This window comes from Kocuria arenosa (genome assembly GCF_042879215.1).
GTDB lineage: Bacteria > Actinomycetota > Actinomycetes > Actinomycetales > Micrococcaceae > Kocuria > Kocuria arenosa.
Genome location: NZ_JBHZTA010000004.1, coordinates 158,242 through 182,477, shown reverse-complemented (window position 1 = coordinate 182,477; position 24,236 = coordinate 158,242). Strand labels below are relative to the sequence as shown.

The following is a 24,236-nucleotide window of genomic DNA, read 5'->3' as shown; positions in this document are numbered from 1 at the left end:
ACCACTCCCCGGAAGCCAGGTGCCCCCGCATGTCCCGCCCCGAGAACGTCCTGCGCATCGCCACCGTCAACGTCAACGGCATCCGCGCCGCCTACAAGCGCGGCATGGCCGACTGGCTGGCGGGCCGTGACGTCGACATCCTGTGCCTGCAGGAGGTCCGGGCCCCCGACAGGATCGTCCGGGACCTGCTCGACGAGCAGGTGTGGGACGTCCACCACGCCGAGGCGGCCGACAAGGGCCGGGCCGGTGTGGCCGTGGCCACCCGCCGCGACGCCCGGGACGGGTCGCTGCTGCCCGTGCAGCGGCGCGACTCCATCGGCCACGACCACTTCGAGACCTCGGGCCGGTGGGTCGAGACCGACCACTCCCTGTCCGACGGCAGCACGCTGACCGTGGTCTCGGCCTACGTCCACTCCGGGGAGGTCGGCACCCCCCGTCAGGACGACAAGTACCGCTTCCTCGACGTCATGACCGAGCGGCTGCCCGAGCTCGCCCGCACGAGGGAGCACGTGCTCGTCGTCGGCGACCTCAACGTGGGGCACACGGAGCTGGACATCAAGAACTGGAAGGGCAACGTCAAGAACGCCGGCTTCCTGCCCGAGGAGCGCGCCTACTTCGACCGCTTCTTCGGCGAGCACGGGTACAAGGACGTCGCCCGGGAGCTGGCCGGTCCGGTCCCCGGGCCCTACACGTGGTGGTCCTACCGGGGCAAGGCCTTCGACACCGACGCCGGGTGGCGCATCGACTACCACATGGCCACCCCGGGGCTCGCGGCCCGGGCAGTGACGGCCGCCGTGGACCGCGCCCCCAGCTACGACACCCGCTTCTCCGACCACGCGCCCGTGGTGGTCGACTACCAGCTCTGACCCGTTCCCGCTCCGCGCCCGCCCGCGCACGCCCGATCGAAGGACCCCGCACCGTGACCCCTGAGCCCGTACCGTTCGACGTCCCCACCGCTTCCGGCAAGCCCCGTGTCGTCTCGGGGGTGCAGCCCTCGGCGGACTCCCTGCACCTGGGCAACTACGTGGGGGCCGTGCGCAACTGGGTGGACCTGCAGGACGACAACGAGTGCGTGTTCTTCGTCGCCGACCTGCACGCCATCACCGCGGAGCAGGACCCGGCCGCCCTCGCCCAGCGGACCCGCACCACGGCGGCCCAGTACATCGCCGCGGGCATCGACCCCGAGCGCTCCACCCTGCTGGTGCAGTCGCACGTGCCCGAGCACGCCCAGCTCGCCTGGGCGCTCAACTGCATCACGGGCTTCGGCGAGGCGTCCCGGATGACGCAGTTCAAGGACAAGTCCGCCAGGCAGGGCGCCGAGAACGCCACGGTCGGCCTGTTCGCCTACCCGGTGCTCATGGCCGCGGACATCCTGATCTACCAGGCGCACCAGGTGCCCGTGGGGGAGGATCAGCGCCAGCACCTCGAGCTGACCCGCAACCTCGCCCAGCGGTTCAACGCCCGCCTCGGGGACACGTTCGTGGTGCCGGACGCGCTGATCCTCGCCGAGTCCGCCAAGATCTACGACCTGCAGAACCCCACCGCCAAGATGTCCAAGTCCGCCGCGTCGGAGAGCGGGCTGATCCGGCTGCTCGACCCGGCCAAGAAGAACGCGAAGAAGATCAGGTCGGCGGTCACCGACGACGGCACGGAGATCCGTTTCGACCGCGAGGCCAAGCCGGGCATCGCCAACCTGCTGACCGTGTACTCGGCGCTCACGGGCCGGTCCGTGGCCGACGTCGTGGGGGAGTACGAGGGGAAGCTGTACGGCCACCTCAAGGTGGGGCTGGCCGAGGTGGTCACCGGGACGCTGGACCCCATCCAGGCGCGCGCCCAGGAGCTGCTGGACGACCCGGCGGAACTGGATCGCCTCCTCGCCCGGGGCGCCGAGAAGGGCCGGGAGATCACCGTCCGGACCCTGGCGTCGGTCTACGACCGGATGGGCTTCCTGCCGAGCCTGGGCGGGTCCGGAGGGCTGGGCTAGGCTGGGTCCCGTCCTGTGAGGAGTTGAGTTGACCCGTACGCAGCAGTCCCCCACCATCCGTCCCGGCCAGGTGTACGCGGGCGTGGTGATCGAGCTGCCCGAGCCCGTGGGCCGGGAGCTGCAGGACTGGCGCGCGTCCTTCGGGGACCCCGCCTCCTACGCCGTGCCGGCGCACATCACGCTGATGATCGCCCCGCAGGCGGAGCGCTGGGCGGACGTGGTGCAGCGGGTGGGGTCCGTGGCCCGCGAGTGGGAGCCGTTCCGGGTGGAGATCAACGGCACCGGCACGTTCCGCCCCGTGAGCCCGGTGGTCTACCTGCGCATCCAGGAGGGCGAGCAGCAGTGCCGGGCGCTGCACGACGCCCTGCACGAGGAGCAGCTCGTCTCGGCGTCGCCCTTCGATTTCCACCCCCACGTCACGATCGCCCAGGCCGTGGAGGAGGAGGACCTCGACCGGGCCCAGGAGATGCTGCGGACCTACCGCGCCGGGTTCCTCGTGGACCGGATCGGCCTCTACGAGCTCGACGGCCGGGGCGTCTGGCGGATCCGCGAGGAGTTCCCCTTCACGGGGCGCGACCGCGACCGGCGCTGAGCCGCCCCGGCCATGAGCACCCGAGCCGGTCCCCGCACCGGTCCCGCCCCTGACCTGCCGCCCCGCGCGGTCGACCGGCACGGCATGCGGCGCGAGGCGCTGCGCCAGCGGGCGCTGCTGCGCGAGAAGCGGGCCGCCGGCGCCGGCGCCCTCGGCGTGGCCGGCTCGGCGCTCGGGGTGGCGCTCGCCGAGACGTACCGGCGGATGCCCGTCCGCGTGGTCCTGCACTACCTCTTCCACGGCGGGCCCCTCATGGCGGCGGGCCTGTCCTTCGTGCTGATCTTCGCGTCGACCGCCCTGCTGGTGATGGGCTTCTCCGTGATCGGCGTGTTCCTGGGCAACGACCCCCTGGTGCGGGACGCCGTGGTGGAGGCCGTGACCGAGAGGGTGCCGGGTCTGCTGGACACCGGCAGCGGGGGAGTGGTGCCCCTGGAGCTGCTCGAGGACACCCGGCCCTTCACCCTCGCCACGGTGATCGGCGGCGCGGTCCTGTTCTTCTCCGGCTGGCGCTGGGTCTCCGGGGTGCGGCTCGCGTTCCGCCGTCTCTTCGAGGTGCCCCCGGCGCAGGGCCTGCCCATCGCGGCCGTGCCGCGCGACCTGCTGGGCCTGCTCGTGCTCGGTGTGCTGCTCGCCCTCTCGGTCGTGGCCAACGGCGCGGCCTCCGGCTTCCTCGGGTTCCTGCTGGACTCCGCCGGAGAGCTCGGCTGGGGCAGCGGCCCCGAGTGGCTGCGCACGGGGCTGACGTGGGCGCTGAGCACCCTGCTCGTCGTCGTGCTCGACGCGCTGTTCGCCCTCGAGCTCGTGCGGGGCGTGGCCGGGCTGCGGATCACCCGCCGAGCCCTGGCCGTCACGGTGCTCTCCGCGGCGACCGGCAGCTTCGCGCTGCGCTACATCGGGGGCGCGGTGGTCGCCGGGGCCACCACCAACCCGTATCTGCTCTCGGTCGCCCTCGTGGTCGGCGTGCTCCTGTGGTTCTACCTGTTCAACCAGATCCTGCTGTTCTCGGCGGCCATCGGGGCGATCGTGCACGCGGACCAGCGCGGGGGGCGCGTGCAGCCGCACGGCGAGAAGGTGGCGATCACCGTGGTGCCCATGGCCTCCCTGGCCGGGCGCCCCTGAGGAGCGGCCCCGCACGACGACGGCGGCCCGTCCCCTGCCGTGCAGGGGACGGGCCGCCGCGGCCTCGGGGGACGCTCACATGGAGCGGCTCAGGATGGCGTTCTTGACCTCGGCGATGGCCTTCGTGACCTGGATGCCGCGCGGGCACGCCTCGGTGCAGTTGAAGGTCGTGCGGCACCGCCACACGCCCTCCTTGTCGTTGAGGATCTCCAGGCGCAGGTCCCCGGCGTCGTCGCGGGAGTCGAAGATGAACCGGTGCGCGTTGACGATCGCCGCCGGACCGAAGTACTGGCCGTCGGTCCAGAACACGGGGCAGGACGACGTGCACGCGGCGCACAGGATGCACTTGGTGGTGTCGTCGAAGCGCGCCCGGTCCTCCTGGGACTGGTAGCGCTCCATGGTCGGCTCGTTGCCGCCGGCCACCAGGAACGGCATGATCTCGCGGTAGGACTGGAAGAACGGCTCCATGTCCACGATCAGGTCCTTCTCGCACGGCAGGCCCTTGATGGGCTCCACCGTGACGGGCTTGGACAGGTCCAGGTCCTTGAGCAGCACCTTGCACGCGAGGCGGTTCTGGCCGTTGATGCGCATGGCGTCCGAACCGCACACGCCGTGGGCGCAGGAGCGGCGGAACACCAGCGTGCCGTCGATCTCCCACTTCACCTTGTGCAGGGCGTCCAGCACCCGGTCGGTGCCGTACATGGTGAGCTTGAACTCGTCCCAGCGGACCTCGTCGGAGACCTCCGGGTTGTAGCGGCGGATCTGCAGGGTGAGGTCGAAGGTCGGGATCTCCTGGTTGCCCTGCTGCTCCTCGGGAAGCTCCACCCGCGCGGCGGGCTCCCCGCCCTCGGCGTTCTCGGCGGCGGGGTCCACGGCCGGGGCCGTGGCCTCGTCGCGCTCGTCGATCGACCCGGCGTCCGCGTCGGTCTTGTAGCCGGCGCGGTCGTCCTGGTCGTGGGCCGGGGCGTGGCCGTGCTCGGGGGCGCGGTCCTGGGGATCCTCGCTGCGGCCGTCCTCGGGCCGGTCGGGAGTTTGTGCGGTAGACATCAGTACTTACGCTCCATGGGCTCGTAGCGGGTGAAGATGACGGGCTTCGTCTCCTGCCGGATCCCCGCGGTGGGGGAGGAGGGGTCGAGGTAGACCATCGAGTGCTTCATGAAGTTGGCGTCGTCGCGCTCCGGGAAGTCCTCCCGGAAGTGCCCGCCGCGGGACTCGGTGCGGTGCAGGGCGGCCACGGTCATGACCTTCGCGAGCTGCAGGAGGAAGCCGAGCTCCACGGCCTCGAGCAGGTCGAGGTTGAAGCGCTTGCCCTTGTCCTGGATGGAGATGTTCGCGTACCGGGCCTCGAGGGCGGCGATGTCGTCCAGCGCCGCCTGCAGGGTGTCGGCGGTGCGGAACACCTGGACGTTGAGGTCCATGGTGTCCTGCAGGTCCTTGCGGATCGCGGCGACCTTCTCGGTGCCCGTGCCGTTGCGGGCGTTGTCGAGCAGCGACACGGTGCTGTCCAGGGCGGTGTCCGGGACGGGCACGAACTCGGCCTGCTGCGCGTACTCGGCCGCGTAGATGCCGGCGCGCTTGCCGAACACGTTGATGTCCAGCAGCGAGTTGGTGCCCAGGCGGTTGGAGCCGTGCACGGACACGCAGGCGACCTCGCCCGCGGCGTACAGGCCGGGGACCACCGTCTCGTTGTCCTGGAGCACCTCGGCCTTGATGTTGGTCGGGATGCCGCCCATGGCGTAGTGGCAGGTCGGGAACACCGGGACGGGCTCGGTGTAGGGCTCCACGCCCAGGTACGTGCGGGCGAACTCCGTGATGTCGGGCAGCTTCGCGTCGATGTGCGCCGGCTCGAGGTGCGTGAGGTCGAGCAGGACGTAGTCCTTGTTGGGCCCGGCGCCGCGGCCCTCGCGCACCTCGTTGGCCATGGAGCGGGCCACGATGTCACGGGGGGCGAGGTCCTTGATGGTCGGGGCGTAGCGCTCCATGAACCGCTCGCCGTCGGCGTTGCGCAGGATCCCGCCTTCGCCGCGGGCCGCCTCGGAGACGAGGATGCCCAGCCCGGCCAGACCCGTCGGGTGGAACTGGATGAACTCCATGTCCTCGAGGGGAAGGCCGTTGCGGAACGCGATCGCCATGCCGTCGCCGGTGAGCGTGTGCGCGTTGGAGGTCGTCTTGTAGACCTTGCCGGCCCCGCCGGAGGCGAAGACCACGGACTTGGCCTGGAAGACGTGCAGCTCCCCGGAGGCGAGGTCGTAGGAGACGACGCCGGCGACGCGGCGCTGACCGTCGACCTCGGTCATGATCAGGTCCAGGACGTAGTACTCGTTGAAGAACTCCACGTTGTGCTTGATGCAGTTCTGGTACAGCGTCTGGAGGATCATGTGGCCGGTGCGGTCCGCGGCGTAGCACGCGCGGCGCACGGGGGCCTTGCCGTGGTCCCGGGTGTGGCCGCCGAAGCGGCGCTGGTCGATCTTGCCCTCGGGGGTGCGGTTGAACGGCAGGCCCATCTTCTCGAGGTCGAGGACGGCGTCGATGGCCTCCTTGGCCATCACCTCGGCGGCGTCCTGGTCGACCAGGTAGTCGCCGCCCTTGATGGTGTCGAACGTGTGCCACTCCCAGTTGTCCTCCTCGACGTTGGCGAGGGCCGCGCACATGCCGCCCTGCGCCGCGCCGGTGTGCGAACGCGTGGGGTACAGCTTGGTCAGTACGGCAGTGCGGGAGCGCTGACCGGCCTCGATGGCGGCGCGCATACCGGCACCACCGGCGCCGATGATGACCACGTCGTACTTGTGAACCTGCATACCGGTTGTTCTTTCTGTTGGATGTTCAGTCAGATGTGCTGGGGCCCGGTCGCCTGTGACCGGACGGCGGAGACGGCCCGCCGCGGGCGGACCGTCCCCGGCAGGGCTCAGCCCGCGGTGCAGAAGCTCGCGAGCAGCGCGGGGTCCGCGCCGGCGGGGCAGGGCTCGAAGGTGAAGATGACGAGGGTGCCGAGCAGGATCACGAAGGCGGAGGTGGTGAAGAGGAAGACCTTCAGCCAGAACCGGGTGCGGTCACGCTCCGCGTAGTCGTCGATGATCACGCGCAGGCCGTTGGTGCCGTGCAGCATCGCGAGCCACAGCAGGAGCAGGTCGAAGACCTGCCAGAAGGGGCTGGCCCACTTGCCGGCCACGAACGCGAAGTCGACGGCGTTCACGCCGCCCTCGGGGCCCACGAGGTTGACCCAGAGGTGGACGAAGACGAGCACCAGCAGGATCACGCCGGACAGGCGCATGAACAGCCACGCGAACATCTCGAAGTTGTTGCGGCGGGACGAGGAGCGGTTGTACTTGATGCCGTTGACCTCGAGGTCCTTGCTCCGGGGGACCGAGATGCTTGCCTTGAGCGGTGTGCTCATTGTGATTAACCCCCGAAGACGTGGGACAGGTGACGGATGAGGAACGGGATCATGACGACGACCCACAGGGCCAGGACGCCCCAGAGCATCTGCTTCTGGTACTTGGTGCCGCTGGACCAGAAGTCGACCATGATGATGCGCAGGCCGTTGAACGCGTGGTAGACGATGGCCGCCACGAGGCCGGCCTCGCCGAGGCCCATGACCGGGTTCTTGTAGGTCGCCATGACCGCGTTGTAGGCCTCGGGTGAGACCCGCACGAGCGCGGTGTCCAGGACGTGGACCAGAAGAAAGAAGAAGATGGCCACGCCGGTGATGCGGTGGGCCACCCAGGACCACTGGCCATGAGCCTGGCCGCGGTACAGGGTGCCCTTGGATGTCTTCGCCACTGAAAAACCTCCCTGAGTCGCTCGCCGTCGTGCGCTCTAGAAATATTCGGGAATTCGCACTGCGCACGACGTGAGCGGAGCCCTCCGGCTCTGTGTCGGATGATGCGCGAGTTCCCTCCCACGATACCAGCACGGCCGGTGTTTACTGACAGGCTGTCCCTCGCCCTCGCGCGGTTTCCGCCGCGGGCTGACGTCGTTTTCCGTGCGTCCCGGGGGGAGGTCGTATGGTGTTGTCCGTGACCTCCCCACTCGCGCACTTCCACCCCTTCATCCCTGCCGGAGGGGTCGGCTCCCGGCTGTGGCCCCTGTCCCGGGCCGACGCCCCCAAGTTCCTGCTCGACCTCACCGGTTCCGGCTCGTCCCTGCTCCGTGCCACGTACGACCGGCTCGCGGGCCTCGGCGACGGTCCGGTCATGGTCGTGACCGGGCGCACCCACGCCGCCGCGGTCTGCCGTCAGCTCCCGGAGCTCTCCGCCGGGGACCTCGTGCTCGAGCCGTCCCCGAAGGACTCCGCGGCGGCCATCGGCCTGGCCTGCATGCTCGTCCAGCGCCGGGACCCCGAGGCGATCGTCGGGTCCTTCGCCGCCGACCACGTCATCGAGCCCGCCGACGCCTTCCAGGACGTCGTCCGGGAGGCCGTGGCCGCGGCGGCGTCGGGGCGGATCGTGACGATCGGCATCCCGCCGAGCTCCCCGGCCACCGGTTTCGGCTACATCCGGGCCGGCTCCCAGCTCGGCCTGCCGGACGCGCCGCACGCCCTGCAGGTCGAGGAGTTCGTGGAGAAGCCCGACGAGGACACCGCCCGCCACTACGTGGCCGGCGGCAACTACACGTGGAACGCCGGGATGTTCGTGGCGCCCGCGTCCCTGATGCTGCGCCACCTCGCCGCGAGCCAGCCGGAGCTGCACGCGGGGCTCACCGAGATCGCCGACGCCTGGGGCACACCCGCCCAGGACGAGGTGGTGGACCGGGTGTGGCCCGGCCTGCCCAAGATCGCGATCGACTACGCCGTGGCCGAGCCCGCGGCGGCCGCCGGGGACGTGGCCATGGTCCCGGCGAGCTTCACCTGGGACGACGTCGGGGACTTCGCCGCGATCCGGCGGCTCAACCACGTCGATCCCGAGACCGACCCCGACGTCACGGTCCTCGGCGACAACAGCCGGGTGCTCTCCGACAGCTCCAGCGGCATCGTCGTCTCGGACACGGGCCGGCTGATCGCGCTGATCGGCGTCGAGGACATCGTCGTCGTCGACACCCACGACGCGCTGCTGGTGACCACCCGGGAGCACGCCCAGCGCGTCAAGGACGCGGTGGCCTCGCTCAAGCAGAGCGGCAACACGGACGTCCTGTGAGCGTCCCGGGCCGTGCGCGCCCGGGAGTAGGCTGGACAGATGCCTGACGCGCCATCCACCGCCGCGGCCCCGGAGGCCGGCCTCCCGCCCGCCATCGGCCCCCTGCTCAAGCGCTACCTGCCCGACCTGATCGCCTTCCGGCGGGACCTGCACCGGCACCCGGAGCTGTCCTACCAGGAGTTCCGCACCACGGACCGGATCGTGGGCGCCCTGGAGAACATGGGCCTCACCCCGGTGCGGCTCTCGGACACCGGGTGCTACGTGGACATCGGGCACGGCCCGATCGCCGTGGGCCTGCGGGCGGACATCGACGCGCTGCCGATCCAGGAGGGCACGGGCCTCGAGTACTCCTCCGTCAACGACGGCGTGGCGCACTCCTGCGGGCACGACATCCACGCCACGGTGATGGTGGGCGTGGCCAAGGTGCTCGCGGACCTGCACCGGACCGCGCACATCGCCGGGACCGTGCGGATCGTCTTCCAGCCCGCCGAGGAGCAGCTGCCCGGCGGCGCGCTCACCGTGCTGCGCCAGGGCGTCCTCGAGGGCGTGCCGCGGATGTTCGCCCTGCACTGCGAGCCCAAGGTCGACGTCGGTCAGGTGGGCACCCGGATCGGTGCGATCACGTCCGCCTCCGACACCGTGCGCATCGAGTTCACCGGCCGCGGCGGGCACACCTCCCGCCCCCACCTCACGCAGGACCTCGTCTACGCGATGGCCCAGATCGCCGTCAACGTCCCGGCCGTGCTCTCCCGGCGGATCGACGTCCGCTCCGGGGTGGCCGTGGTGTGGGGCCAGCTGCACGCCGGCGTGGCGCCCAACGCCATCCCCGCCACCGGGTTCATGTCCGGGACCATGCGGTGCCTCGACGCCGACGCCTGGCACCGGGCGGGCAAGCTGCTCGACGAGGTCGTGCACCAGGTCGCGGCGCCGTACGGGGTGGACGTGGAGCTGGAGCACATCCGCGGCGTCCCTCCCGTGGTCAACGGGGAGGCCGAGACCACCCTGATCGAGAACGCCGCCCGCGCCGAGCTCGGCGAGGACGCGGTGGTGCTGGTGCACCAGTCGATGGGCGGGGAGGACTTCGCGTGGTTCCTCCAGGAGGTCCCCGGGGCGATGATGCGGCTGGGCACGCGCACGCGGGGCGGGCACACCTACGACCTGCACCAGTCGGACTACGTGGCGGACGAGGCCGCGATCGGCTGCGGCATCCAGGTGATGGCCAGCACGGCCCTGCGGGCCATCCGGCTGCACTCCCGGCAGACACGGCCGGACGTCACGACGAATTAGCGGCGGCCTCCGGCCCGCCGCGTCTACCCGTGGGTAGAGTGGCACCACGTCGCGCTTGCCGCGTGACCGGGCCCACAGCCCGGCCGCGCCCGTCTCCTGGAGGAACCATGACCTTCTCGCCCCGGACGTCCCGAGGAACCCGCCCGCTCTCCGCCGCCGCGCTGCTCGGCGCCTCCGCCCTCGTCCTTGCCGGCTGCGGCGCCGCCCCCGAGGAGGGCGGCGAGGCGCAGGAGCAGGCCACGGACTTCACCGGCTGCATCGTCTCGGACTCCGGCGGGTTCCAGGACCGATCGTTCAACCAGAACTCCTACGAGGGCCTGAAGGCCGTCGAGGAGAGCATGGGCATCGAGGTCAACCAGGCCGAGTCCCAGGCCGAGACCGACTTCGAGCCCAACCTGACGTCCATGGTGCAGTCCGGGTGCGACCTGACGCTGTCCGTGGGCTTCCTGCTCGCCGACGCCACCCGGGCCGTGGCCGAGGCCAACCCCGAGTCGAACTTCGCGATCGTCGACGACGCCTCGATCGAGCTCGACAACGTCAAGCCGCTCGTCTACAACACGGCCGAGGCCGCGTTCCTCGCCGGCTACGTCGCGGCGGGCAGCACCCAGAGCGGGACCGTGGCGACCTACGGCGGCATGGACATCCCGACCGTGACCGTGTTCATGGACGGCTTCGCCGACGGCATCGACCACTACAACCAGACCAAGGGCGAGGACGTCCGGCTGCTGGGCTGGGACAAGGACTCCCAGGACGGCACCTTCGTCAACAGCTTCACGGACACCTCCGCCGCCAAGACCACCACGCAGAACTTCATCAACGAGGGCGCGGACATCGTCCTGCCCGTGGCCGGGCAGGCGGCGCTCGGCACCCTCGACGCCGTGGTGGAGGCCAACAGCGGCGGCGGCGACGACGTCCGCTTCGTGTGGGTCGACGCCGACGGCTACGAGACCCTCGACCAGGGCAAGGAGTACCAGCTCACCTCCGTGCTCAAGCAGATGAGCACCTCCGTGCAGGACGTCGTCGAGTCGGCCGCCGAGGGCGAGTTCAGCAACGAGCCCTACGTCGGCACCCTCGACAACGACGGCGTGGGCATCGCCCCGTTCCACGACCAGGAGGAGGCCGTGGGCGAGGAGCTCGCCGGCGAGGTCGAGCAGCTGCGCCAGGACATCATCGACGGCACCGTCACCGTCGAGTCCGAGAACTCGCCGCAGGCCTGAGCCCGGACGACACCGACCACCGCACCCACCGCCGCCAGCGGAGGCCACCGCCGCAGCTGGCGGCGGTGGCGTGCCCGCCCAGGACCGGCGGACGGCCCAGGAGGAGGACCACCCCACATGAAGCTGGAACTGCAGTCCATCACCAAGCGGTTCGGCTCCTTCGCGGCGAACGAGGACGTCGACCTCGTCGTGGAGCCCGGGCAGATCCACTGCCTCCTCGGCGAGAACGGGGCCGGCAAGTCCACCCTGATGAACGTCCTGTACGGCCTGTACCGGCCGACGGAGGGGCGCATCCTCGTGGACGGCTCCGCGGTGGCCTTCCGGGGCCCCGGGGACGCCATGGCCGCCGGGATCGGCATGGTGCACCAGCACTTCATGCTCGTGCCGGTGTTCACCGTCGCGGAGAACGTGGCGCTCGGCGCCGAGAGCACCCGCGGCGGCACCCTCGACCTCGAGACCACCCGACGCCGGATCCGGGAGATCTCGCAGCGCTACGGCTTCCACGTGGACCCGGACGCCGTGGTCGAGGACCTGCCCGTGGGCGTGCAGCAGCGCGTCGAGATCATCAAGGCCCTCGTGCGGGAGGCGCAGGTGCTCATCCTCGACGAGCCCACCGCGGTGCTCACGCCGCGGGAGACCGACGAGCTGCTCGAGATCATGCGCCAGCTGCGCGGCTCCGGGAAGTCGATCCTGTTCATTTCCCACAAGCTGCGGGAGGTCAAGGCGATCTCCGACGTCATCACGGTGATCCGCCGCGGCCGGGTGGTGGGGCAGACGTCCCCGGAGGCCTCGACCGCCGAGCTCGCGGCCCTCATGGTGGGCCGGGACGTGTCCCTGACCGTCGCCAAGGACGAGGCCGAGCCGGGAGAGCGCGCCCTGGAGGTCTCCGGGCTCACCGTGGTCGCGGACAACGGCGTGAAGCTGCTCGACGACGTCAGCTTCGACGTGGCCCGCGGGGAGATCCTCGCGGTGGCCGGCGTGCAGGGCAACGGCCAGACGGAACTGGCCGAGGCGATCCTCGGCCTGCGGGAGCGGGCCACCGGGTCCATCCGGCTGGGCGGCACGGAGCTGCTCGGGAAGTCCGTGCGCCAGGTCCTCGACGCCGGCGTGGGCTTCGTCCCGGAGGACCGCTCCACGGACGGGCTCGTGGGTCCCTTCACCGTCGCCGAGAACCTCGTGCTGGACCTATACGGCGACGACCGCTTCTCCCGCGGACCGTCCCTGCGCCGGGGCGAGGTCCAGGCCAACGCCCGCCGCGCCGTCGAGCAGTTCGACGTCCGCACCCCCTCCGTGGACGCCCCCGTGCAGACCCTGTCCGGCGGCAACCAGCAGAAGGTCGTCATCGCCCGGGAGCTCTCCCGGCCCCTCGAGCTGTTCCTCGCCTCCCAGCCCACCCGCGGCGTGGACGTCGGCTCGGTCGAGTTCATCCACGAGCGGATCGTCGCCGAGCGGGACAAGGGCGTGCCGGTCCTCATCGTCTCGACCGAGCTCGACGAGGTGTACGCGCTGGCCGACCGGATCGCCGTGTTCTTCCACGGCCGGATCATGGGGATCGTGGGCCCCGACACCCCGCGCGACGTGCTGGGGCAGATGATGGCCGGCGCCACCGCCGAGGAGCTCCGCGCGGCCGGCGCCTGGCCGGCCGGGCCTCGGCAGACCGGCGCCCAGCAGACCGTCCCCCAGCAGACCGACGCCCCGCAGGACACGGCGGAGCACACGAAGGAGCAGGCATGAGTGCCACCGGACCGGCCCCCGCGGTCGCCGACCAGCAGAAGGCGCCGCCGCCCACGGCCGTCGCGCCCGGGGCGCCGCGGCGCGACTGGACGGGCTCCGCGGTGCAGTCCGTGCTCGCGATCGTCGCCGCCCTGGTCCTGGGCGGACTGCTCATCGCCCTGACCGACGACCGGGTCGCCGACGCCGCGAGCTACTTCTTCGCCCGCCCCGGTGACACGCTCGCGGCCATGTGGGCCGCCGCGTCCTCCGCCTACGAGGCGATGTTCTACGGCGCCGTCTACAACCCGAACGGCACCACGTTCGCGCAGCGGGTCTACCCGCTCGCGGAGACCCTCACCGTGGCCACGCCGCTGGTCCTGGCGGGGCTCGGCGTGGCCGTGGCCTTCCAGGCCGGGCTGTTCAACATCGGCGCCCAGGGGCAGCTGCTGATCGGCGCGGCGCTCGCCGCCTGGGTCGGCTTCGCCTGGCAGCTGCCGGTGGGCGTGCACCTGCTCGCCGTGATCCTCGCGGGGGCCGTCGGCGGCGCGCTGTGGGGCGCGATCGTCGGCGTGCTCAAGGCCCGCACCGGCGCCCACGAGGTGATCCTGACGATCATGCTCAACTACATCGCGCTGAACCTCGTCGCCTGGCTGCTCACCCGCCCGGCGTTCCTGCGCCCGGGCTCCTCCAACCCCGTGAGCCCCCAGGTAGCGGACACCGCGATGTTCCCCAAGCTGCTCGGCGAGCAGTTCCGGCTGCACTGGGGCTTCGTGCTCGCGATCCTCGCCACCGTGTTCGTGGCGTGGCTGCTCCAGCGCTCCACGATCGGCTTCGAGCTGCGGGCCGTGGGCGCCAACCCGCGCGCGGCCCGGACCGCCGGCATCTCCGTCACGCGCGGCTTCGTCGTCGTCATGGTCCTCGCGGGCGCGCTCGCGGGCCTCGCGGGCGTGGCCCAGATCTCCGGCACCGAGCGGGCGCTGACCGCGGGCGTCGCCGCGTCCTTCGGCTTCGACGCGATCACGGTGGCCCTGCTCGGCCGCTCGAAGCCGTGGGGCACGTTCTTCGCGGGCCTGCTCTACGGCGGGTTCCGCGCGGGAGGAGTCACCATGCAGTCGATGACCGGCACGAACATCGACATCGTCCTGGTCGTGCAGTCCCTGATCGTCCTGTTCATCGCCCTGCCGCCGCTGGTGCGGACCGGGCAGGACCGGGTCCGCTCCCGCCGCGGCCGGGGCACCACCACCGCCGCCACGGCCACCACTGCCACCGAAGGAGGCCGGGCATGAGCTCGCAGCATCCGGGACCGCGTCCCGAGCCGGCGCCCTGGGCGTCCGGCAGCACGTCCGGCAGCACGTCCGGCAGCACCGCCGGCGGCACCGCCGCGGCGACCCTGCCCCCGGCGGCCGAGGCCGAACTGTCCACGACCGCGGCCAACGAGGTCGTGGGCGTCACGAGCTGGCGCACCCCGGTGGTCCTCGGCCTCCTGAGCCTCGTGGCCCTCCTGCTGTTCGGGCTCAACGCCCCGGACAACACGGTGAGCTTCCGCGTCTCGGAGACCGGCGACCTCTTCCGCGTGCCGGACCTCGTGGTGCACGGCGTCCTGTGGGGCTGGCTCACGGTCGCCGTGCTGGCCGGGCTGACGGTCCTCGCGTTCCTGCGCGCCCGGGCCGGGGCGCACCTGCCCCGGTGGGCGGTGCTCGTGTTCGGCTTCTTCTTCGTCAGCGGCTTCCTCGTGTGGGTCGTGGGCAGCGCGCGCAGCCCGGACGTGTCCCTGTCCGGGCTGCTGGCCGGGTCCGTGGCCCTGGCCATCCCGCTGATCTTCGGCTCGCTGGGCGGCCTGCTGTGCGAGCGCTCGGGCGTGATCAACATCGCGATCGAGGGCCAGCTGCTGTTCGGCGCGTTCTCCGCCGCGGTGGCCGGCTCGCTCTCCGGCAGCGCCTGGGTGGGGCTGCTCGCCGCCGTGCTGGGCGCCGGGCTCGTCTCCCTCGTGCTGGCGGTCTTCTCGATCACCTACCGGGTCAACCAGGTGATCGTGGGCGTGGTGCTCAACGTGCTCGTGTCCGGGCTGACCGGCTTCCTCTTCGCCACGGTGCTGGAGTCGAACCCGGGCGTGTTCAACTCCCCGCCGCGGCTGCCGCGCTTCGCCGTCCCGGTGCTCTCGGAGGTCCCCCTGATCGGGCCCATCGTCTTCGACCAGTCCGTGATCGGCTACCTGATGTACGCCGCGGTGGCGCTCGTGTGGTTCGCGCTCTACAAGACGCGCTGGGGGCTGCGCACCCGGTCCGTGGGGGAGCACCCCAAGGCCGCCGACACCCTCGGCGTGAAGGTCAACGCCCTGCGCTTCCGCAACGTGCTGCTGGGCGGGATGGTCGCCGGTCTCGGCGGCGCCTTCTACACGCTGGTCTCCGTCTCCGCGTTCACCCGGGACATGACCTCCGGCGCCGGCTACATCGCGCTGGCCGCCCTGATCTTCGGCCGGTGGAACCCGGTGGGGGCGCTGCTCGCGTCCCTGCTGTTCGGCTTCGCGTCCAACCTGCAGTCGATCCTGTCCTTCCTGGGCACGCCCGTGCCCAGCCAGTTCCTGGCCATGCTCCCGTACGTGGTCACGATCCTGGCCGTGGCCGGGCTCGTGGGCGTCTCCCGCGGCCCCGCGGCCATCGGCAAGCCCTACACCAAGGAGTGAGCGCCCCGTGAACGAGCCCCTGCGCACCGGCGGCGAGGAGAGCGGCGACGACGGGACCCGGGTCGACTGGGACCGGCTGCGGAAGGCCGCCGTGGCCGCCCTCGAGCACGCCTACGTCCCGTACTCGCACTACCCGGTGGGCGCGGCCGCCCTCACCGAGGACGGGCGGGTGGTCTCCGGGTGCAACGTGGAGAACGCCTCCTACGGGCTGACCCTGTGCGCCGAGTGCACCCTGGTCTCCGCGCTGCACATGTCCGGCGGCGGGCGGCTCGTGGCGTTCGTGTGCGTCGACGGGCACGGCGACGTCCTGATGCCCTGCGGGCGGTGCCGGCAGCTGCTGCACGAGCACCGCGCGCCCGGCCTGCGGCTGCTCACCGTCTCCGGGGTGCGCACCATGGCCGAGGTGCTGCCCGACGCCTTCGGCCCCGAGAACCTCTAGTCCCCGAAAGGACCCCTCATGACCGAGCAGTTCGACGCCGTGGACGTCATCCGGACCAAGCGCGACGGCGGTGCGCTGTCGCCCGGGCAGATCGCGTGGGTCCTGGACGCCTACACCCGCGGGGTCGTGGCCGAGGAGCAGATGAGCGCCCTGGCCATGGCGATCTTCCTGCGGGGCATGGACCGGGACGAGATCGCGTGCTGGACGCGGGCGATGATCGCCTCGGGCGAGCGGATGGACTTCTCCGCGCTCGTGCGCTCCGGGGCGCGCTCGGCCACCGCGGACAAGCACTCGACCGGCGGGGTGGGGGACAAGATCACCCTGCCGCTGGCCCCGCTCGTGGCCGTCTTCGGCGTGGCCGTCCCCCAGCTGTCCGGGCGCGGCCTCGGCCACACCGGCGGCACCCTGGACAAGCTCGAGTCGATCCCGGGCTGGCGGGCCGCCCTGTCCAACGAGGAGATGCTGGTCCAGCTGCGGGACGTGGGGGCGGTGATCTGCGCCGCGGGCTCCGGCCTGGCGCCCGCGGACAAGCTGCTCTACGCGCTGCGGGACGTCACCGGGACGGTCGAGTCGATCCCGCTCATCGCGTCCTCCATCATGTCCAAGAAGATCGCGGAGGGCACCCAGTCCCTCGTGCTCGACGTCAAGGTGGGCTCCGGGGCGTTCATGAAGGACCTGGCGTCCGCCCGCGAGCTGGCCCGCACGATGGTCGACCTCGGCACCGACGCCGGGGTCACGACCACCGCCCTGCTCACCGACATGTCCACGCCCCTCGGCCTGGCGGTCGGCAACGCCGTGGAGGTCCAGGAGTCCGTCGACGTTCTCGCCGGCGGCGGCCCGGCCGACGTCGTGGAGCTCACCGTGGCGCTCGCCGCGGAGATGCTCGCCGCATCCGGGCTCCCCGACGCCGACCCGGCTGAGGCGCTGCGGGACGGCCGGGCCATGGACGTGTGGCGGGCCATGGTGGCGGCCCAGGGCGGCGACCCCGACGCCCCGCTGCCGCGGGCCCGGGAGTCCGAGACCGTCGTGGCCGAGGCCGACGGCGTGCTCGCCGAGCTCGACGCCCACCGGGTCGGGGTGGCCTCCTGGCGCCTCGGCGCCGGCCGCGCCCGGCGCGGGGACCCGGTCCAGGCCGGCGCCGGCGTGCTGCTCCACGCCAAGCCCGGGGACACCGTCCGGGCCGGGCAACCCCTGCTGACCCTGCTCACCGACACCCCCGACCGCTTCGCGCGGGCCCGGGAGGCCCTCGAGGGCGCCGCCGTGGTCGCCCCGGACGCGCCGGCGTCCCGGCCGGACCGGGCCGTGGTCCTCGAGACCGTCCGCTGAGCGCTGGACACCGAGCGCTGGACGCTGACCGTCCGGGCACCGAGCGCTGCACGTCGAACGCCGGACGTCCAGCGCCGGACGTCCAGCGCCGGCCGCTGAGCGCCCGGGGCGGGGGCGGGGCCCGCCTATACTGCGGAGAGAACCAGCGCGAAACGAGAACCGAGGGCGTGCGCACACGCTCGGAAGGGTGGGTCCAGTTGGGTCTGCGAGGCATTTTCCGGAAGAACACCGAGGACAGCACGCCGCACCGCGAGACCGGACGGCCGGAGCAGCCGGCCGGTCCGACCCCCGGCCCCGACGGGCGCGACACGGGCGCCCGGGACACGGACGCCCGGGAGGGCCAGGACACCGGCGGCCGGGACTCCGCTCCCCGGGGCCTCGACGGGAGCGGCCACGAGGAGCACGGCACCGCGGAGGCCGGGCCGCTGCCCGACCGGGGCCCGCTGCCGTTCCTCGTGGACCGGCTGACGTCCCGGGGAGCGGACCGGGCCGTGCTCACGCTCGTCCAGCGCGGCAACACCATGACCCACCAGACTCAGCAGTCCGTGGGCGACGCCGATCCGTCCGTGGAGTCCGGCACCGTGGACCAGGACTCGCCGCTCTTCGACCCCGTGGCCGACCTCTACAGCGAGGCCATGTCCTCGCCGCGCGGCGCGTGGCAGAACGCCCGCATCGAGGTGGGCCCGGAGCAGGACGGGATCCGGTCCGTGGTGACGACCTACGGGTTCGCCGACGGCAGCGAGGACGTCCGCACCTGGCGGTCGGGCCGGGCCCTCCCGGGCGCCGCCTCGGCGGGAGACCGGCAGCCCGCCGCGGACGCGCAGTCCGCCCAGGCACGGACCGCCGGCGGGCTCTCCACCGGCGAGGGGCTCCCCGCCGAGGCCGGGGACGCGTCCGAGCCGACGTCGCCGACCGCGGAGCGTGCGGCCGGCCGCGCCGCCGTGGCCGCCGCCGGCGCCGGGTCCTCCGCGGCCGGCACAGCCCCCGTCCCGGCGTCCGAGCCGGAGTCCGCCTCCGCCACGGAGGCCCCCGCGGCCGGCCGGGAGGACGACGAGCAGCGCGCCGCCGACCACGACGCCTCATCCCACGACGCCTCATCCCACGGTGCCCCCGACCACGGAGCGCCCGACCACGGAGCGCCCTCCCACGACGTCCCCGACCACGTCGACCACGAGGAGTGGCACGAGGACGTCGAGCCGGCCGCGCCCACCGGGGCGGCGGCCGCGACGGCCGCCGCGGCCGCCGCCGGCACCGCCGCGGGGGACGACCACGACTCCTCCGCCCCGGGGACCGCGGTCTCCACGGACGTCTCCCCGTCCTACCGGGCGCCGGCGGGGGTCCCGGACCGGCCCTCCCAGGACAGGCTGGCCGAGGGCAACCTGGTGCTCAAGGAGGCCGACGTCCTGCGCCGGCTCGCGGACGCCCAGCGGCGCCTGTTCGGCGAGAACGGCACGGCGATGGACGTCTCCACCGTCCTGGTGCGGGTGCGGGCCCTGGGCACGTACTACGACGCCCTCACCCACGTGCGCAAGAACGGCTTCTGGGACCAGCGCCGCACCTTCGAGCTCATCCCCGAGGAGCTGCTGCACGTGCAGGAGCTCAAGGACGAGTCCTACGTGGAGGGCAGCGGCGCCCCGCTGGCCATGATGTTCCGCTTCCGCCAGGGCATCCCCCCGGAGGTGTCCTTCGACTACGCGGACGAGGAGGCCTTCGTGCGCTACGAGGAGCGGCTGCCCGCGCAGAACTACCTCGAGGAGCTGCGCATGTACCCCCGCACCGGGGCGCACATCCCGCAGCACATGAACGAGGCACTGCAGGACTGGAACTACTGAGACCGACCGAGACAGGGGCCGTCCCGACCGTGATGCTGACCTCCGCCGAACGGCACCCGGGCCGCGTGCCGGACCGGGTCCTGCGCGACCTGCCCAAGGTGTGCCTGCACGACCACCTCGACGGCGCACTGCGCCCGGCCACGGTGGTCGAGCTGGCCGCCGCGGCCGGGCACCGGCTGCCGGCCGAGGACCCCGAGGCGCTGGGCCGGTGGGTGCGCGAGAGCGCCGACTCCGGCTCGCTGCTGCGCTACCTGGCGACCTTCGAGCACACGGTCGCGGTGATGCAGACCCCCGAGGCGCTCGTGCGCTGCGCCCGGGAGTACGTCGAGGACCTGGTGGCGGACGGGGTGGTCCACGCCGAGGTGCGCTGGGCTCCCGAGCAGCACACCGCCGGCGGCCTGTCGATGGCGGAGGCCGTCGAGGCCGTCCGGCTGGGGCTCTCGGAGGGCGTGCTCGCCGCGGAGGACGCCGGCCACATCGTGTCCGTCACCCAGATCCTCTGCGCCATGCGCCACGCCGACCGCTCCCTCGAGGTCGCCCGCCTCGTGGTGGACAACCGGGACCGCGGCGTGGTGGCCTTCGACCTCGCGGGCCCCGAGGACGGCTTCCCGCCCGCCCGCCACCGGGCCGCCCTCGAGCTGCTCGCGGACGAGCTCGTGCCCGTCACCCTGCACGCGGGGGAGGCGGCGGGCGTCGAGTCGATCCGGGACGCGCTGGCCACGGGCCGCGCCCTGCGCCTGGGCCACGGCGTGCGCATCGCGGAGGACATCGACATCGACTACCTGGAGGACGTCGCCGTCGTCGACCTCGGGCGCACGGCCGAGTGGGTCCGGGACCGGGGCATCGCCCTCGAGGTGTGCCCCACGTCCAACCTCCAGACCGGAGCCGTGGCCGCGTTCGGCGCCGGCCCCGAGCGGCACCCGGTGGACATGCTCTACCGGACCGGCTTCACGGTGACCATCTCCCCGGACAACCGGCTGATGAGCGGGACCACGGTCACGGACGAGCTGGCCCTCCTCGTGGCGCACTTCGGCTACGGGCTCGAGGACCTGGAGCGGCTGCAGCGCAACGCCGCGGCCGCCGCCTTCCTCCCGCTCGAGGACCGCAGCGCCCTGGACGGGATGATCACCGACGGCTTCGAGGGGATGCACGCATGAGCCAGGGTCACGGCACGGACGACGTCGCGGCAGGACTCGGCGTCCCGGAGCGGACCGGGCAGCGCTTCGCCGAGCTGGTGGCGGTCATGGACCGGCTGCGCTCCCCGGGCGGGTGCGCCTGGGACGGGCAGCAGACCCACGAGTCCCTCGTGCGCTACCTCGTGGAGGAGGCCTACGAGGTGGTCGAGGCGGTCGAGGCCGAGGGCGGGCCGGCGGCCCACGCCGGGCTGCTCGTCGAGGAGCTCGGGGACGTCCTGCTGCAGGTGGTCTTCCACTCCCGGGTCGCCCAGGAGCGCCCGCGCGCCGAGGGCGGCTTCGACGTGGCGGACGTGCTCGAGGCGATCACCGCGAAGCTGGTCCGCCGCCACCCGCACGTCTTCGGCGCCGGAGCCACCGGGGACGTCGCGGGGGAGCAGACCCTCGACCAGCTGCACTCCCGCTGGGAGGACCTGAAGCGGGCGGAGAAGCCGGAGCGGACCGGTCCCTTCGACGGCATCCCGCCGCACCTGCCGGCCCTGGCCCTCGCGGAGAAGACCCTCGCGCGGGCCCGCAAGCACGACCTCGAGCCCGCGGCGCCCGCGGCGGAGGAGCCCGGCGGCCCGCGCACCGAGGAGGAGCTCGGCGAGGCGCTGTTCGCGCTCGTGCGCTCCGCCTCCGCCCGGGGCCTCGACGCCGAGCGGGCCCTGCGCGGAGCCGCCCGCGCCTACGCCACGGCGCGGAACGGGGGCTGATCCCGTCACGGGCGGTGGCCCACCGGCCGCCTCCGGCGCCGAGTCGCTAGGCTGGGAGCCGCCGGGGGCGCCCGGCCACGCCGGTGCGGACCTCGGCCGGAGCCCGCCACCGCAGCCCCGACCGCCCCACCACGCACGTTCCACCCACGTCAGCGACCAGCTCAGCACCAACGTCAGGAGCAACCCATGGCCATGATCACCGCAGTGCACGCCCGCCAGATCCTCGACTCCCGCGGCAATCCGACCGTGGAGGTCGAGGTGCTGCTGGAGGACGGCAGCTACGGCCGGGCGGCGGTGCCCTCGGGCGCCTCGACCGGTGCCTTCGAGGCCGTCGAGCGCCGCGACGGCGACAAGAAGGTGTACCTCGGCAAGGGCGTCCTCGACGCCGTGAAGGCCGTCGACGAGGAGATCGCCGAGGCCGTGATCGGCCTCGACGCGACCGACCAGCGGCTGGTCGACCGCACCATGCTCGACCTCGACGGCACGGACAACAAGGGCGGCCTCGGCGCCAACGCCATCCTGGGCGTCTCCCTGGCCGTGGCCCGCGCCGCCGCGAACGCCTCCGACCTCGAGCTCTACAAGTACCTGGGCGGGCCCAACGCCCACGTGCTCCCGGTGCCCATGATGAACATCCTCAACGGCGGCTCCCACGCCGACTCCAACGTGGACATCCAGGAGTTCATGATCGCCCCGATCGGCGCGGCGACCTTCTCCGAGGCCCTGCGCACCGGCGTGGAGGTCTACCACTCCCTCAAGGGCGTGCTCAAGGAGCGCGGCCTGGCCACCGGGCTGGGCGACGAGGGCGGCTTCGCCCCGAACCTCGAGTCCAACCGGGCCGCCCTCGACCTCATCTCCGAGGCGATCGAGAAGGCCGGGTACACCGTGGGCACCGACGTGGCGCTCGCCCTGGACGTCGCCTCCTCCGAGTTCTTCGAGAACGGCAAGTACAGCTTCGAGGGCAAGCAGCTCAGCGCCGCGGAGATGACCGCCTACTACGAGGAGCTCGTGCGCGACTACCCCATCGTGTCCATCGAGGACCCGCTGGACGAGGACGACTGGGCGGGCTGGCAGGCCCTCACCGCGTCCGTGGGCACCCAGGTCCAGATCGTGGGCGACGACCTGTTCGTCACGAACCCGGAGCGGCTGGCCCGCGGCATCGAGGAGGGCGCCGGCAACGCCCTGCTCGTGAAGGTCAACCAGATCGGCTCCCTCACGGAGACCTTCGACGCCATCTCCCTGGCCCAGCGGCACATGTTCCACTGCATGATCTCGCACCGCTCGGGCGAGACCGAGGACACGACGATCGCGGACATCGCGGTGGCCACCAACGCCGGGCAGATCAAGACCGGGGCGCCGGCCCGCTCCGAGCGCGTGGCCAAGTACAACCAGCTGCTGCGCATCGAGGAGGAGCTCGGGGACGCCGCGCGCTACGCGGGTGCCTCCGCGTTCCCGCGCTACACCGCGAAGTGACGACCCGCGGCGGCTGACCGGCCCCGCCGGTCCGTCGTCGCACGGGGGGAGCGGCCGTTCCCGGCACCGGCCGCTCCCCCCGTGAGCGCTACACTGGTCCCCGTCCCCGCCCTTCCCCCGTGAGGTCACCATGCCCGCTCCCCGTCCGCGCACCACCCGCCTGCTCGGCGGGCGCGACACCGCGCAGGGCACCCGGGGGCGCGACGGCGGACCGGGCGGCGGGTCGAGCGCCGTGGGATCGCCGGTCCCCGCCCGGACCTTCAGCGGGCGGTTCCTGGTCCTCACGCTCGTGGCCGTGCTCATCGTGTTCCTGGCGGCGCCGACCACCAAGATCTTCCTCGAGCAGCGGGCGGAGATCGCCCAGCTCGAGCGCGCCATCGCCGACATGGAGGCCCAGCGGGCGTCCCTGGAGGACCAGGTGGACCAGTGGTCGGACGAGACCTACGTCAAGCAGCGGGCCCGGGACCGGCTCCTCTACGTGATGCCGGGGGAGCGGTCCTACCTCGTGGTGGGCGCCGAGGAGATGGACGGCGCCGTGGTGGACTCCTCGGCGGCGCAGGTCGAGGCCGAGAAGCCCGCGTGGGTGGACGCCCTCTGGCAGTCCGTCGTGGCGTCCGCCTACGACGACGCCCGTCCCGCGGCGGGCACCGGAGCGGCCGAGGACACCGGTGCCGGCGGGACCGCCGACACCGGCGGGACCACGGACAGCACCGAGGGCGCCGGCACCGCCGGGGAACCGGGCGGCACCGACGACCCCGCGGCCCCCGGGGAGCCCGGCACCACGGAGGAGCCCGGAGCGAGCCAGGACCCCGGCACCGCCGAGCCGGCAGAACAGACAGAGCAGAGCGTCCCGGCCGCACCGGCGGACGGGACCGGCGCGCCGCAGGACGCGGCGACGGACAGCCGCGGCAGCCCCGCGGAGTGAGGAACGGCGTGAACCCCCAGCACGGACACGAGCCCGGCGACCGGCCGGACCCCGCCCCCCGGGGACTCGGGGTGACGGCCGCGACGGTCGAGCCCACGGCCCTGGACCTCCGGGTGCTCTCCCGGCAGCTCGGGCGCCCCGTGCGCGACGTCGTCGAGATCCCGGCCCGCTGCACGTGCGGGAACCCGCTCGTGGCGGCCACCGCGCCCCGGCTGGCCAACGGCACCCCGTTCCCCACCGTGTTCTACCTGGCCCACCCCGTCATCACCGCCGCGGTGTCCCGGCTCGAGGCCGCCGGCCTGATGTACGCGATGACGGACCGCATCGCCGAGGACGAGGCGCTGGCCGCCGCCCACCGGGCCGCGCACGAGGACTACCTGGCCGAGCGCGCCCGGATCGGCGCCAAGGCCGGCACCGGGCCCGTCCCCGAGATCGAGGGCATCTCCGCCGGCGGCATGCCCGTGCGCGTCAAGTGCCTGCACGTGCTCGCCGGCCACTCGCTCGCGGCCGGGCCCGGTGTGAACCCGCTCGGCGACGAGACCCTCGACGCCATCGCCGAGTGGTGGACCCCCGCCGCCTGCCACTGCGACCCCGCCTGGCGCGAGGCCTGAGACCCACCCGCCCCCCCC

General features: G+C 72.8%; 22 protein-coding genes. 18 read left to right on the top strand and 4 right to left on the bottom strand.

Annotated elements, in window-relative coordinates:
* The first annotated feature begins 29 nt into the window (after positions 1-29).
* The 4 genes from ACFYE3_RS09225 to ACFYE3_RS09210 are packed head-to-tail and all read left to right on the top strand — an operon-like array spanning position 30 to position 3,695.
* Positions 30-866, top strand: coding sequence for an exodeoxyribonuclease III (locus ACFYE3_RS09225; RefSeq protein WP_387608285.1), 837 nt, complete (start codon positions 30-32; stop codon positions 864-866).
* Between the two features lie 53 nt (positions 867-919).
* Entirely contained in the window at positions 920-1,984 is a 1,065-nt protein-coding gene (trpS, locus tag ACFYE3_RS09220) for a tryptophan--tRNA ligase (RefSeq protein WP_387608283.1), read from the top strand.
* A 28-nt stretch (positions 1,985-2,012) separates the two neighbouring features.
* Positions 2,013-2,576, top strand: a complete 564-nt coding sequence (locus ACFYE3_RS09215) for a 2'-5' RNA ligase family protein (RefSeq protein WP_387608281.1) — start codon at positions 2,013-2,015, stop codon at positions 2,574-2,576.
* A gap of 12 nt (positions 2,577-2,588) precedes the next feature.
* Positions 2,589-3,695: a YihY/virulence factor BrkB family protein gene (locus tag ACFYE3_RS09210; RefSeq protein ID WP_387608279.1), complete on the top strand. Its 1,107-nt coding sequence runs from the start codon at positions 2,589-2,591 to the stop codon at positions 3,693-3,695.
* Between the two features lie 75 nt (positions 3,696-3,770).
* Here the strand turns inward: ACFYE3_RS09210 and ACFYE3_RS09205 are convergent, their stop codons facing one another.
* The 4 genes from ACFYE3_RS09205 to sdhC all read right to left on the bottom strand — a co-directional run bounded on the left by ACFYE3_RS09205 (position 3,771) and on the right by sdhC (position 7,475).
* Positions 3,771-4,742: a succinate dehydrogenase iron-sulfur subunit gene (locus tag ACFYE3_RS09205; protein WP_387608277.1), complete on the bottom strand. Its 972-nt coding sequence runs from the start codon at positions 4,740-4,742 to the stop codon at positions 3,771-3,773.
* Entirely contained in the window at positions 4,742-6,493 is a 1,752-nt protein-coding gene (sdhA, locus tag ACFYE3_RS09200; protein ID WP_387608274.1) for a succinate dehydrogenase flavoprotein subunit, read from the bottom strand. Before sdhA ends, ACFYE3_RS09205 begins: the two co-directional genes overlap by 1 nt.
* Positions 6,494-6,600: 107 nt before the next feature.
* The gene (locus tag ACFYE3_RS09195; protein ID WP_387608272.1) at positions 6,601-7,089 is read right to left on the bottom strand and encodes a succinate dehydrogenase hydrophobic membrane anchor subunit; all 489 of its coding nucleotides are present in this window, start codon (positions 7,087-7,089) and stop codon (positions 6,601-6,603) included.
* Positions 7,090-7,094: 5 nt separating this feature from the next.
* On the bottom strand, positions 7,095-7,475 hold the full coding sequence (gene sdhC / locus ACFYE3_RS09190) for a succinate dehydrogenase, cytochrome b556 subunit (protein WP_017832184.1): 381 nt from the start codon (positions 7,473-7,475) through the stop codon (positions 7,095-7,097).
* Positions 7,476-7,699: 224 nt separating this feature from the next.
* On the opposite strand from sdhC, the gene ACFYE3_RS09185 reads away from it, so the two are divergent.
* The 14 genes from ACFYE3_RS09185 (at position 7,700) to ACFYE3_RS09120 (ending at position 24,218) form a co-directional block, all read left to right on the top strand.
* Complete coding sequence (locus tag ACFYE3_RS09185) at positions 7,700-8,827, top strand: mannose-1-phosphate guanylyltransferase (protein WP_387608269.1); 1,128 nt, start codon at positions 7,700-7,702, stop codon at positions 8,825-8,827.
* Between the two features lie 39 nt (positions 8,828-8,866).
* A complete protein-coding gene (locus ACFYE3_RS09180; protein ID WP_387608266.1) occupies positions 8,867-10,114 on the top strand; it encodes an amidohydrolase in 1,248 nt (415 codons plus the stop codon).
* 107 nt (positions 10,115-10,221) lie between these two features.
* A complete protein-coding gene (locus ACFYE3_RS09175) occupies positions 10,222-11,331 on the top strand; it encodes a BMP family lipoprotein (protein WP_387608265.1) in 1,110 nt (369 codons plus the stop codon).
* 117 nt (positions 11,332-11,448) lie between these two features.
* Positions 11,449-13,065: an ABC transporter ATP-binding protein gene (locus ACFYE3_RS09170; protein ID WP_387608262.1), complete on the top strand. Its 1,617-nt coding sequence runs from the start codon at positions 11,449-11,451 to the stop codon at positions 13,063-13,065.
* Positions 13,062-14,330, top strand: a complete 1,269-nt coding sequence (locus ACFYE3_RS09165) for an ABC transporter permease (protein ID WP_387608260.1) — start codon at positions 13,062-13,064, stop codon at positions 14,328-14,330. Before ACFYE3_RS09170 ends, ACFYE3_RS09165 begins: the two co-directional genes overlap by 4 nt.
* Positions 14,327-15,727, top strand: a complete 1,401-nt coding sequence (locus tag ACFYE3_RS09160) for an ABC transporter permease (protein ID WP_387608257.1) — start codon at positions 14,327-14,329, stop codon at positions 15,725-15,727. Before ACFYE3_RS09165 ends, ACFYE3_RS09160 begins: the two co-directional genes overlap by 4 nt.
* A gap of 7 nt (positions 15,728-15,734) precedes the next feature.
* Positions 15,735-16,166, top strand: coding sequence for a cytidine deaminase (locus ACFYE3_RS09155; protein WP_368821657.1), 432 nt, complete (start codon positions 15,735-15,737; stop codon positions 16,164-16,166).
* 18 nt (positions 16,167-16,184) lie between these two features.
* Positions 16,185-17,492 (top strand): thymidine phosphorylase, encoded by a 1,308-nt coding sequence (locus ACFYE3_RS09150; protein ID WP_387608254.1) that lies wholly within the window; start codon positions 16,185-16,187, stop codon positions 17,490-17,492.
* A 167-nt stretch (positions 17,493-17,659) separates the two neighbouring features.
* Positions 17,660-19,324 (top strand): hypothetical protein, encoded by a 1,665-nt coding sequence (locus ACFYE3_RS09145; protein ID WP_387608252.1) that lies wholly within the window; start codon positions 17,660-17,662, stop codon positions 19,322-19,324.
* 32 nt (positions 19,325-19,356) lie between these two features.
* On the top strand, positions 19,357-20,481 hold the full coding sequence (locus ACFYE3_RS09140) for an adenosine deaminase (RefSeq protein ID WP_387608509.1): 1,125 nt from the start codon (positions 19,357-19,359) through the stop codon (positions 20,479-20,481).
* The gene (locus tag ACFYE3_RS09135) at positions 20,478-21,212 is read left to right on the top strand and encodes a MazG nucleotide pyrophosphohydrolase domain-containing protein (protein WP_387608250.1); all 735 of its coding nucleotides are present in this window, start codon (positions 20,478-20,480) and stop codon (positions 21,210-21,212) included. The genes ACFYE3_RS09140 and ACFYE3_RS09135 overlap by 4 nt, the downstream gene beginning before the upstream one ends.
* Positions 21,213-21,398: 186 nt before the next feature.
* Positions 21,399-22,682, top strand: a complete 1,284-nt coding sequence (gene eno / locus ACFYE3_RS09130; protein ID WP_387608249.1) for a phosphopyruvate hydratase — start codon at positions 21,399-21,401, stop codon at positions 22,680-22,682.
* Positions 22,683-22,812: 130 nt separating this feature from the next.
* Complete coding sequence (locus ACFYE3_RS09125) at positions 22,813-23,607, top strand: FtsB family cell division protein (protein ID WP_387608246.1); 795 nt, start codon at positions 22,813-22,815, stop codon at positions 23,605-23,607.
* 8 nt (positions 23,608-23,615) lie between these two features.
* A complete protein-coding gene (locus tag ACFYE3_RS09120) occupies positions 23,616-24,218 on the top strand; it encodes a DUF501 domain-containing protein (RefSeq protein ID WP_387608244.1) in 603 nt (200 codons plus the stop codon).
* Positions 24,219-24,236: the final 18 nt, after the last annotated feature.